We start from the raw sequence: 12,510 nt of genomic DNA, 5'->3' as shown, positions 1-12,510 counted from the left end.
GCGTGAGAGGAGTAATTACAACGATAGAAAATTTGCAGAAATCCTCAATTTTTGCTGGAGCAATAATAAAAATGATTATCAGTATAAGAAGAGTACTTAGGGATGTGAAGCCTAAAATTTGGACGCTTTTTTGTTTACTTTGCATCAAATGGTATTTTAATAATTAAATAAAAATTTGATTCTGTTTTAAAAGTATTGTGACTAAGAAATTTTAATCACATAAAAATTCGCATTTATTTATTGTTTAAAATATAACTACTTCTAATTCAGTATTTTTTGCGATTCAAGAAAAGTCATATATAACTCTTAAATCAAAGTGCAAAGGTCTGTTTAAAGAAAGCTGTTTTACGCCACTAGAAGTTTTAAAATTAGCAAGTTAGGGTAGTTTTTTGCTGTTTTTGGCAATAGAGAATTGATAAGTAAGAATACTATTATAAGTATGTGATTTCGTAAAATAATTTAATCTGAAAAGAATATAATAGTATTCGATTATAATGTACTTGATCTTTTATGTTTTAATAAAATATCTCTATTCTTAAAATGTTTATGGATATGATAAGTAGAATAGTTATTTAATAATAAGGTGTTTATGATGATTAGGAGTTGAATATATTCTTTACTTTACTTTAGGTTTGTCGATAACGAACCATTTGTTATTTATCATAACCATGATTTTATCTTTTGAAAAAAAACTTGCCATATCATCGTATTCAAAAGGAACGATTGTTTCTCCGTTTTTATTTATCATTCCCCATTTACCATTGAGTACAACTCTGGCTAAGCCATCTTCAAAAGCATTTGCCAGTTTATAGATAATCGGAATTATAATTTTGCCATTTTTGTTTACATATCCATATTTTTCATTTTTGGATACTAATGCTAAGCCCTCAGAGAAAAAACTTGAAGAAAAATCGGCTGGGTCATATATTAACGGAATAACTTCTTTTCCTGTCGCATCAATAAAACCACTTTTATTATTTAGTTCAACATAAGCCATGCCTTCGTGAAAAGCAGCTATGTTGTCATATTTTATAGGTGTAATTTCATTGGCAGTTGCGTTTATAAAACCCCATTTGCCATTTAGTTTTACAGCAGAAAATCCCCCTTGATAAGCCTCTATTTTATCATACTTTAATAAGGAATCATCAGTTTGCGTAGTTCGGTTTTTCATGCATCTGACAGAAAGAAGTCCGATACTAATTGCTGTAATAAATACTATTATTTTTTTCATACACTCTATATAATTGGATAAATGTCTATTTAGGTTTAAGTAAAATCAAATATATAAGAAAAAACGTATGTTTTAATGCTTTTGAGTAAGAAAAAATGAACAGAATAAGTTTTTTTTTCCGTATATAACTTGAGCCTGCTTTAAAAAGAGTATTTTTTTTGATAAGGTTTAAAACTAGATTCAAGAATCATTAAATTTTTTTGTAAATTGCTCTCCTAAAATTATCATATTCTCAAAATGGAACCACAAATACCTTATATTCCTAAAAATAAAGTAAGAATTGTTACCGCAGCATCACTTTTTGATGGACATGATGCGGCAATTAATATAATGCGTCGTATTATTCAATCCACTGGAGTTGAGGTAATTCATTTAGGTCACGACCGTAGTGTCGAAGAAGTTGTAAATACAGCTATTCAGGAAGATGCAAATTCTATTGCGTTAACTTCTTATCAAGGTGGTCACAACGAATATTTTAAATATATGTATGACTTGCTTCATGAAAAAGGAGCTGGACATATCAAGATTTTTGGTGGTGGTGGTGGTGTAATCTTGCCAAGCGAGATTGCCGAATTACACGAATACGGAATCACAAGAATTTATTCTCCAGATGATGGGCGTTCTTTGGGATTACAAGGAATGATTAATGATTTGGTAGAACGTTCTGATTATCCTATTGGAGATAAACTTACTGATGAAATAAATCATATAGAAGATAAAAATCCAACAGCAATTGCACGTTTGATTTCTGCAGCCGAGAATTTCCCTGAAATTGCAAAACCTGTTTTTGATAAAATACATCAAAACAATGCAACTTCTAAAATTCCAGTTCTGGGAATTACAGGAACAGGTGGAGCAGGAAAATCATCATTGGTAGACGAATTGGTACGTCGTTTTTTAATCGATTTTCCAACAAAAACTATCGGAATCGTATCTGTAGATCCATCAAAACGTAAAACTGGTGGAGCACTTTTAGGAGACAGAATCCGAATGAATGCTATTAATAACTCCAGAGTTTATATGCGTTCGTTGGCAACTCGTCAATCAAATCTAGCTTTATCTAAATATGTTGCCGAAGCGATTCAGGTTCTTAAAGCGGCTAAATATGACATTATCATTTTAGAAACTTCAGGAATTGGTCAGTCAGATACAGAGATTATGGATCATTCAGATGTTTCCTTATATGTAATGACACCAGAATTTGGAGCTGCAACACAATTAGAAAAAATCGACATGCTTGATTTTGCCGATTTAGTAGCATTAAACAAATTCGATAAACGTGGTGCACTAGACGCCATACGTGATGTGAAAAAACAATACCAACGCAATCATAATCTTTGGGATAAAAATCCTGATGATATGCCTGTTTTTGGAACAATTGCTTCGCAGTTTAATGATCCAGGGATGAATACGTTGTATAAATCTATCATGGACAAAATTGTCGAAAAAACGGAATCAGATTTAAAATCGACTTTCGAAATTACTCGTGAAATGAGCGAGAAAATTTTTGTAATTCCACCTCACAGAACGAGATATTTATCTGAAATTGCCGAGAACAATCGTAAGTATGATGATACAGCTTTGTCGCAACAACAAGTGGCACAAAAGCTATACGGTATTTTTAAAACTATCGAAAGTGTTACGGGGAAAGTTCCTGTGATTACCAAAGCAGGAATAGATGATAGTACTTTTATAAATGAAGCTGATGAAAATCGTGTTTTCCTGAATCTTTTACTAAATCAATTTGATAAGGTAAAAATGGATTTAGATCCTTATAATTGGGAGATGATCCTAACTTGGGATGAAAAAGTAAATAAATACAAAAATCCTGTTTACAGCTTTAAAGTTCGTGATAAGGAAATAAAAATAGCAACACATACCGAAAGTTTATCGCACCAACAAATCCCAAAAATAGCTTTGCCTAAATATGAAGCCTGGGGAGATATCTTGCGTTGGTGTTTGCAAGAAAACGTTCCTGGAGAATTTCCGTTTGCATCAGGATTATATCCTTTTAAACGTGAGGGCGAAGATCCATCTCGTATGTTTGCTGGAGAAGGTGGACCAGAAAGAACCAATAAACGTTTTCATTATGTGAGTGCAGGATTGCCTGCAAAACGTCTTTCGACAGCTTTTGATAGTGTAACATTATATGGTAATGATCCCGATGTAAGACCAGATATTTATGGTAAAATCGGAAATGCTGGAGTTTCTATTTGTTGTCTGGATGATGCCAAAAAACTATATTCAGGTTTTGATTTAGTTCATGCTTTAACATCTGTGAGTATGACTATTAACGGACCAGCACCAATGTTGTTAGGTTTCTTTATGAATGCAGCAATAGATCAGCAATGTGAGTATTACATTAAAGCCAATGATTTAGAAAAAGAGGTAGAACAAAAAATCATTAAACTATATAAACAAAAAGGAGTTACAAGACCTAAATACCAAGGCGATTTGCCAGCGGGAAATAATGGTTTAGGATTAATGCTTCTGGGAGTTACAGGTGATGAGGTTTTACCTATTGATATTTATAATGATATAAAAGCCAAAACACTTTCGCAAGTACGTGGAACAGTTCAAGCTGATATTCTTAAAGAAGATCAGGCGCAAAACACTTGTATTTTCTCTACCGAGTTTGCTTTACGATTAATGGGAGATGTTCAGGAATATTTTATTACGCAAAACGTACGTAATTTTTATTCGGTTTCTATTTCAGGATATCATATTGCCGAGGCAGGGGCAAACCCAATTACGCAATTGGCATTTACGCTTTCTAATGGTTTTACTTATGTAGAATACTATTTGAGCCGCGGAATGAATATCAACGATTTCGGACCAAACTTATCGTTCTTTTTCTCGAATGGAGTAGATCCAGAATACGCAGTTATTGGTCGTGTAGCACGTAAAATTTGGGCAAAAGCCATGAAGATTAAATATGGTGCTAACGAAAGAGCACAAATGCTTAAATATCATATTCAGACTTCAGGACGTTCATTACACGCACAAGAGATTGATTTTAATGACATTCGTACTACATTGCAAGCATTATATGCTATTTATGATAACTGTAATTCATTGCATACCAATGCGTATGATGAAGCAATTACAACGCCTACCGAAGAATCTGTTCGTCGTGCTATGGCAATACAATTGATTATTAATAAAGAACTAGGTTTAGCCAAAAACGAAAACCCAATACAAGGATCGTTTATAATCGAAGAATTAACCGACTTGGTAGAAGCGGCTGTTTTACAAGAGTTCGACCGTATTACAGAACGTGGCGGAGTTCTTGGTGCAATGGAAACGATGTACCAACGTTCTAAAATTCAGGAAGAGAGTTTGTATTACGAAACCTTAAAACATAACGGAGATTTCCCAATTGTGGGTGTAAATACTTTCCTGAGTTCAAAAGGATCTCCAACAGTTATCCCTGCAGAGGTTATTCGTGCAACGGAAGAAGAAAAACAATATCAGATAGATATGTTGAACAACTTACATGAGTATCATAAAGAATCGGTAAAAGACCATCTTAATACTTTGCAAGAAGCAGCTATTAAAAACGAAAACTTATTCGCTCATTTAATGGAAGCTACCAAAGTATGTTCGCTTGGTCAAATTACTTCAGCATTGTTTGAGGTAGGAGGACAGTATAGAAGAAATATGTAATATTCTCATCTTTAAATAATTCAAAAACCTCTCAGAAATGAGAGGTTTTTTTGTTATGTGAAATTAATTTTACTGCTTTACGGGATTTCTCAATTTTGTAGAGAAATCTTTCTATATATTCGTTGATAGAAAAAATATCTTAGTATTATAAAAAATAGCTTATGGAATTATTAAAAGAAATATTTGCTCTTGCTATTGGAGGCTGTACAATTGGAGCTGTAATTATTTATTTAGGAAAGTTTATTCTTTCAAAGAGCTCTGAGCTTTTATTAGAAAACTATAAAAATCAACTTGAAATATCAAAAAATGAACATCAAATTAAGTTTTCAAAACTACATGAAGAAAGAGCAAAAATTATAGAGATAATTTATCAAGATTTTTATGAATTAGAAACAAAACTAGAACATTTGACTACAATATTTCAGGGATCTGGATGGACAATTGACAAAAAGAGAGATGAAGATGCAATTAAAAAATATACGGATACTTGTGAAAGATTAGAAAGAAGTCGAATATATTTTCCAGAGAATCTATGTGATAAACTTTCTTTAGCTTTAGATAATTACAGTGAAGTAATTGAACAAATGTTACAAGCCAAAAATCAAGCAAGATATGAATCTGAAGATAATAACGTGGTTTTTCCTGGAAACAAAAGTTCTTTAGATTTATGGAAAATTGCTGAAAAAAGAACAAAAAATGAAATTAAAAATTTAAGATTAGAATTAGCAACTGAATTTCGTGAATTAATTGGTGTAAAATAAAAACAATTCTAATAAAATTTTAAAAATGAAAAACATTTATGATTTGTTAGTTTCAGAAGAAAAACTTCATGAAAGATTTAAATTATTAACAGAAACTGGTTTCTTTGAGCCTGCAAAAAACATTATTGAAAATATTTGCAATCTTTTTGAGGATAAAGATGGAAATTTCATAAAAGATTTTCAAAGTACTGGATTTGATGCAAGGTTGTGGGAAATATATTTATTTATATTTCTACATGAAAATAATTTTGAACAAATTGATGATGTGAATAGACCTGATTTTCATGTACAAAAAAATGGATATGATTTTTTTATTGAGGCAAGTTTATCTTCGGAAAAGGAAGTAGAGAGATACTCACGAGAATTTATTAGAGAAGCAGTTGAAAAGAAGGATTTAAAAATTCAAAAGGAGTTGATAGATTATTATTCAATAAGAATGGGTAGTGTGTTATATTCAAAACTGAATAAAAGATATTGGGAACTAGATTGGGTTAAAGACAAGCCATTGGTATTTGCTGTAACTCCATCACATAATTACATATCAAAATTCATTCCTGACGCTAAAATTATGGAATATTTGTACGGTGTAAAAATAACTTCTGATGAGATAGATGGGTTATTATTAAATGCCAAAAATGTAGTAGTAGAGGAGCATATTCATGAAGGGAAAATTATTCCTTCTAATTTTTTTTCGCAACCAGATACAGAGAATGTTAGCGCAGTAATTTTTTCAAATAACTGTGACCTACACAAATTTAATAGAATGGGATTTGAACATAATCTGTCTAATAGAAATTTAATAATTATTCGTTCTGGATATGAATATGATGATTCTAAACCAAATACGAAAGCCAAAGATTTTACTTATCAAGTTAAGAAAGGCGAAGTGACTGAAAATTGGGCAGAAAGTTTAACTATTTACCATAATCCAAATGCAAAAATAAAACTTGATACAACAATTTTTGAGAATGTCAAGCAAATATGGGTGAATGAAAAAGGTGAATTTGATGGGATTATGAACAAAAAATTTATATTTCATTCGATAACAGGTGGTAGTGAAATTTAATAAAAGCACTAATATATTCTGGGTATAAAAATTTATTCAACTAAAGTTTAAATAAAACTATGATTAAAGTTTATCTTGATTGGAATGTAATATCACAAATGAAAAACGGTAATCATACTGAATTGAATGATATAATATTTGACAATCCAAAATTTCTAATACCATATTCAACTTCACACATTGGAGATATTTTTTCAAGTTTTAACGAAACTGAAAAACAAAAGGAATTAATACAATTAGATTTAGAGTATTTAAGCAAATTAACTAAAGACCATTGTATCTCCAACAATGGAAAAGAAATAATTTTAGATTTTACACCACCTTTTGATTTATTCAGCCAACGAGTTGAATTAAAAGACACCTTTAAAGATATAAGCCTCGATGGTTTAAGTGAAATGTTCTCTCAAGATGAATCAACAAAGGAGATAGGAGAAATGTATATTAATTCTTTAAAATCTATTTCGTTAGGAGAGGAATTTATTCAAGCGCTTGAAAACCCAGAAACTGCCGAACAAATGGATAAATTGTTTCCTGGGTTAAAAGAGAATCCAACAATGGAAGGTTTTTTTCAAAGCTTTAGTAAAATGAATATTGCTCTTAATGAAAACGATGATTATAAGCATTTACGAGAAATTGTCCAAGATGGATTCGGTATTAATAGAGATAAGATTTTCAATTTAGAAGAACCATATAAATTAATAGAAAAAGAGCAAAAAAACAAAGGTTTTGCAATTGACGGATATATTGATAATTCTAAAAATGCTCCTGAATGGTTTAACAAGGTTTCTAATGAATATATTTTATTAGATATGTTTGGATACCAAGAGGATAATGTTAATGTAAAGAAGGGGCGCAAAGAAACTTTTAAGAATACCACAGAAGATGCATTTCACGCATCATTTGCATCTACTTGTAGTTTTTATATTTTAAATGATAAGAAATCATATAATAAGACAAAAAAGGTATATGAAAAACTTTCAATAAATACTATTGTACTTAAACCTGATGAATTCGTTGATTATTATAATAGATATTTAAATATCGAAGATGTTCGTCTAAATTTACCTATAGCATATGATGTGTTAAAAAATCAGCAATTTTATCAGAGTGAAGAAGAAGGTGGTAAATTAAGGACATACTATTTACCATATTATTTATTTGATTTTTTCAATAAAATTCTCGTATATATACCAAATGATAATAGTTATATAAGTCTTTTGTTAAGTCAAAATAAGTCTTATAATTATATTACATATGCTAAACAAGTAATTAAATTAGTTGATGATATTACAGAGCTTTTTGGTACTGATATTGAAAAAATAGGAAGAGTAAAAGAAGAAGAATTTATTAATGGGAAATGGAATGGAAGAATATGGAAGCAAAATAACATTACATATAAATTAATACTTAATAATGGAACTTTTCAATTTTGTATCGAGGAATAATTAAAAATCAAGAAATATTTTAAAAGATTTTTGACCAATCAAAATAAGAATATTGAAAAGATTAAAACATAAAAAAGAGAAAATTTTGATAATTCAAAAAGTAAATCAGTCAAACATATTATTCACTAGCCATTAATTGCTGTACAAAGTCTCCCGACTTTGTACCCATTCCAATAATCCGCAAAAGAGAATCAAAAAAATAATTTTGGAACAGAGAAATCTTCGCGAGAAGCTCGACAAAGATTGACTTTCGTTACGGAGTTACTTGTGAAGATTTCTCCTTCGTCGAAAAGACAATATTGTGGTTATTTTCAGCGTAACCTCTTTGTTCACATAAACGAAAAGGTAAAACATTATATTCATTTCCCACCAACCATCTCCGCAACATCACTTAAAAACTCAAATTCATCCATAGGAAACATTTCTAACACTATTTCTAAAATTAGCCCTACATTAATAGGTGAATGTTTTATTGTGGTTGAGGTTTTATGTGCATCATGATCTAATGCCACAATACATAATTTTAGGATTTCGGTAATAACACAACCTAGTTCAAAATAATTTACAAACTTAATTTGAGCGATATAAGTTTTCGATTTATCATTGGCAGGTTTTAGGGTACGGAAATGTAAGGCGGTTAATCTTTTTAGATTTTCTAAAGTTTTAGTTTCATTGGTTTCCATGATAATATATTTTTATTAGTTGTATATTGTTAATCGTTTTACAATTTGACTTTTATAAATTTATTATAAGAAAAATTGTACTTTTGTTTAGCTCGGCGAAGAAAGTGATAGATTGTACCGTACCAAATCATTTTTAGCCGTATTGTACATTACTAAATATGTTTTTTACTTATTGCCAGTTATTATACTTAATTATTATCTTTGAATTATGAGCACACTAACAAAACCAAATCATATAGGGCGAAAAATAAGCCGTATTCGTGAACTTCGAGATATGAAACAAGAAGCTTTGGCACAGGCTTTAGGAACAAACCAACAGGCTATATCTGCTTTAGAGAATAGCGAAACTATAGATGAAGAAAAACTTATTGAAGTAGCAAAAGCACTTGGTGTAACGGTTGAAGCAATTAAGAATTTTTCGGACGAAGCTGCGATTAATTATTTCAATAGTTTTACTGATACAAAAAACAGTAATGTAAATTTTGGAAATAATTGCACTTTCAATCCGTTAGATAAGTTAATGGAAACTGTAGAAGAAAACAAGAATCTTTACGAGCGTTTGCTTCAAGCTGAAAAAGATAAAATCGAATATCTAGAAAAATTACTGGCAGGAAAATAATATTCTCTATAAAGATTTACTAATTAAAAAACAGCTCCATCCAGAGCTGTTTTTTTGTTGTTGTTTTCTTGTTTTTTATGGGAAGAATACCCCAAAGAATTACTTATTATTTTTAAGTTTGGGAAAAATTAGAAATTATGACACATCAACAAATTTTAGATAAACTGGCTGCAAAATCATTAGTTCAAAATATTGATGAGGATTTGGCGAGACTTACTGCTACTACGATGAGGTATGCCAAACATGATAAAGAAATAGCAGCAAACTTAACGAATTACATACTTCCTAAAATGTTACTACGTTGGAATTGTATATTAGAAGCAGATAGTACAGAAGTGACAATTAATTATAAACGTAAAGCCAATATTGCTTTGGCGTTAACGCTTCATAAATATGGACTAACAGATGAGATAATAAAGGAAAAGGCTATAAACGCTATTGATGATTTAAATAATGAAGTTGTTTTAGGTGATGATTTTTTTAGAAAAACAGCCGAGATAAAAACTTTCATAAATTCTAAACCGACGGAATTAAAACGAATACCATCATCTCCGGATAATATTACTTTTTACAGACCGAAGGATGTAATTTCTATTCAATTAGGAAAACAATATTTCTGTGCCTATATACATAGCCATGAGCGTCCAAATGAAAGTCCTGTACTTGAGTTTTATGATAAGATATTTGATAGTGTGCCTAAAATTGAAGAATTAGAAAAAATAAATGCAAAAGGAAGAATGAATGACAGTGGTGTTGCACGAATTTCTAAATTTTCGGTTGCAGGGATTAAATTTTTACCAGACTTAGCAAATCAAATAAAATTAATAGCTGCTTGTGTTGAAGCTACGCCCTTTAATGCGCATTTAGATAAGCCGATGGGCTTGTATACAATAACTGATGTTTTTGGAATGCAGGATGATATTGATAACTTATTTAAGTAAGATTTATTTCTCCCCTGATTATTTTATGCAAATTATAGTAATCAGGAGGACAGTATAGAAGAAATATGTAAAATATTTAGATATAAGTTATTTAGAAAAACCTTTCAGAGATGAAAGGTTTTTTTATATTTTAGTGTTATGAAAAATACTACCTATTATATTCTGTTTCTTTTTGTTACGGTTTTTAGTTATGCTCAAGACAAGCAATTGTTACAAACGGGAGTTATTATCGATTCGATGAAAATTGCAACGACTCCATCAGAATCGTATGCAATTTATTTCCCAAAAAAGTATGATGCCAAAACTCCAACGGCATTGGTTTTTATTTTTGATCCAGATGCAAGAGGAAAAATAGCAATTGAACCTTTTATACTGGCTGCAGAAACGTATAATTATATTTTGGTATGCTCTAATACTTTAAAAAATGGATCTACCCAAGTTAATATTGCAGTTGCTAATAGATTATTTGATAATGTATTGCAAACTTATGCCATTGATACTTCCCAACTTTATATTTCGGGCTTTTCGGGTGGAGCAAGATTAGCTAGTTTTTACGGAATATCTTCGGGGGCTTTTCAAGGAGTTATTGCTTGTGGGGCTTCTTTTAATGGTATGGATAAGCTTATTCCTCCTTCAAACAATTTTTCCTATGTAGGTATGGTTGGAGATAGAGATATGAATTACCTGGAAATGATTGCAAACAAAGAATGGCTGGATAATGCAAAGATTGTAAATACACTTTTTATTGCACATGAGGAACATGTTTGGCCTAAACAAGCCGAGATGCTTCGCGCATTTGACTGGTTGGAAATTCAGGCATATAAAAAAAATATCAGGCCGAAGAACGATACCATTATTAAAAGGATTTACGATACCAATTTGCGAATAGCTGATAGTTTAAAGGCTAATAAAGAAATGATTGCTTCGGTGATTGCTTATGAAAAAGGGATTACCTTTTTTAATACAAATGAAGACAATTTTTTAAGAACCAAGATTGCCGAAATCAAAAAAACTAGAGAGTATAAGGATGAAGTTGCAAAAATGGAGAAGATAAAGGTTCAGGAAAATGAAATTTTAGACAAACTTTCGCTTCGTTTTGATCAAGAATTAAAATCGGCTAAGAGCAATACTAATTTTAAGTTTTGGAATACCGAAATGAAGAAGTTGAATGCGATGAAGCTTGATAATAATGATATTCCAACCCAGAATATGGTTATTAGAGCATTATATTGGTTTCAGGTTATAGTTTATGAAACTGGAGAGGAAAATAAAAGAAACCAACAAAAAGATAAGGCTGATTATTGTACCGAATTGTATAAAATTATTACGGAAACAAATTAAAGATAAAAGCCCAATTCTTAAAGAGAATTGGGCTTTCTATAATAACTAAATTGTAATTGTTTTGCTTAATAAAAAGCAAATAAATTAACGACGAAAAGCTGGGCTTTGATTAAAAGATTCGTCAGTTGTTTTGTTTGCTTTTGAAGATTTTACGATAATTTCGTGTTTTACTTTTTTAGCATTGTCTTGAAATTCTAAATAATAAGTTCCCGCAGGGTATTCTTCTAAACTTAATGTTTTTGAAGTTTCTAATTCATTAGTTGCTATTCCTTTATATATCAAATGACTTTCGTTATCAATAATAGAGAAATTTGATTTCTGCTCTCCATTCAAAGTAAAACTAACTACTTTACCATTTCCAGTTTTTATATTCAAGATATAATCCCCTTTTCCATCAATTGCATAAGTACTCATTGATGTCAAAAAAATAACCAATACTAAGCTTAATCCTAAAATCTTCTTCATGTCTTTGTTTTTGTTTTTTAATTTTCAAATCGCGGTGCGCAAAACTACAAATAGTTAGCTAACTACAAAATATTTTTTATATTATTTTTAGCCCTAAGTCGTTGACTTAAAAGTGTTTCGGCTGAACACGTGATTATATACGGATTTATAAGATTCTCGGATGTTATTTTTATAACTTTTGTCAAATCAGTATTTTGCATTTTTGTAGTGGTTGACGCACAAAAGATAAATTTAGAATAAAAAATGATTGAAAAAACAGCTCTCTTTTGAATATTTGATACTATTATAAACA

At 30.4% G+C, this 12,510-nt stretch carries 10 protein-coding genes; 7 read left to right on the top strand and 3 right to left on the bottom strand.

All coding sequences use genetic code 11. The annotated features are described in order from the left end of the window. Positions 1-616: 616 nt before the first annotated feature. Complete coding sequence (locus tag OA93_RS00305) at positions 617-1,231, bottom strand: WG repeat-containing protein (RefSeq protein ID WP_082001741.1); 615 nt, start codon at positions 1,229-1,231, stop codon at positions 617-619. Between the two features lie 237 nt (positions 1,232-1,468). On the opposite strand from OA93_RS00305, the gene OA93_RS00300 reads away from it, so the two are divergent. The 4 genes from OA93_RS00300 (at position 1,469) to OA93_RS00285 (ending at position 8,169) form a co-directional block, all read left to right on the top strand. Next, positions 1,469-4,897, top strand: coding sequence for a methylmalonyl-CoA mutase family protein (locus tag OA93_RS00300; protein ID WP_039111092.1), 3,429 nt, complete (start codon positions 1,469-1,471; stop codon positions 4,895-4,897). 161 nt (positions 4,898-5,058) lie between these two features. Continuing rightward, a complete protein-coding gene (locus OA93_RS00295) occupies positions 5,059-5,658 on the top strand; it encodes a hypothetical protein (protein WP_039111091.1) in 600 nt (199 codons plus the stop codon). A 25-nt stretch (positions 5,659-5,683) separates the two neighbouring features. After that, on the top strand, positions 5,684-6,724 hold the full coding sequence (locus OA93_RS00290; RefSeq protein ID WP_039111090.1) for a hypothetical protein: 1,041 nt from the start codon (positions 5,684-5,686) through the stop codon (positions 6,722-6,724). 59 nt (positions 6,725-6,783) lie between these two features. Beyond that, positions 6,784-8,169: a hypothetical protein gene (locus OA93_RS00285; protein WP_039111089.1), complete on the top strand. Its 1,386-nt coding sequence runs from the start codon at positions 6,784-6,786 to the stop codon at positions 8,167-8,169. Between the two features lie 359 nt (positions 8,170-8,528). On the opposite strand, the gene OA93_RS00280 is transcribed toward OA93_RS00285, so the two are convergent. Then, the gene (locus tag OA93_RS00280; protein ID WP_039111088.1) at positions 8,529-8,852 is read right to left on the bottom strand and encodes a hypothetical protein; all 324 of its coding nucleotides are present in this window, start codon (positions 8,850-8,852) and stop codon (positions 8,529-8,531) included. A 208-nt stretch (positions 8,853-9,060) separates the two neighbouring features. On the opposite strand from OA93_RS00280, the gene OA93_RS00275 reads away from it, so the two are divergent. The 3 genes from OA93_RS00275 (at position 9,061) to OA93_RS00265 (ending at position 11,753) form a co-directional block, all read left to right on the top strand. Further along, positions 9,061-9,471: a helix-turn-helix transcriptional regulator gene (locus tag OA93_RS00275; RefSeq protein ID WP_039111087.1), complete on the top strand. Its 411-nt coding sequence runs from the start codon at positions 9,061-9,063 to the stop codon at positions 9,469-9,471. Between the two features lie 137 nt (positions 9,472-9,608). Next, positions 9,609-10,412, top strand: coding sequence for a hypothetical protein (locus tag OA93_RS00270; RefSeq protein ID WP_039111086.1), 804 nt, complete (start codon positions 9,609-9,611; stop codon positions 10,410-10,412). Between the two features lie 138 nt (positions 10,413-10,550). After that, positions 10,551-11,753 carry a hypothetical protein gene (locus OA93_RS00265; RefSeq protein WP_039111085.1) on the top strand — a complete coding sequence of 401 codons (1,203 nt, stop codon included), beginning with the start codon at positions 10,551-10,553 and terminating at the stop codon, positions 11,751-11,753. Between the two features lie 84 nt (positions 11,754-11,837). On the opposite strand, the gene OA93_RS00260 is transcribed toward OA93_RS00265, so the two are convergent. Next, positions 11,838-12,218: a hypothetical protein gene (locus OA93_RS00260; RefSeq protein WP_039111084.1), complete on the bottom strand. Its 381-nt coding sequence runs from the start codon at positions 12,216-12,218 to the stop codon at positions 11,838-11,840. Positions 12,219-12,510 lie beyond the last annotated feature (292 nt).

The organism is Flavobacterium sp. KMS (assembly GCF_000813005.1).
Lineage (GTDB): Bacteria > Bacteroidota > Bacteroidia > Flavobacteriales > Flavobacteriaceae > Flavobacterium.
The sequence above is the reverse complement of the archived record's forward strand: the minus strand, read 5'-3'. Positions and strand labels throughout refer to the sequence as shown.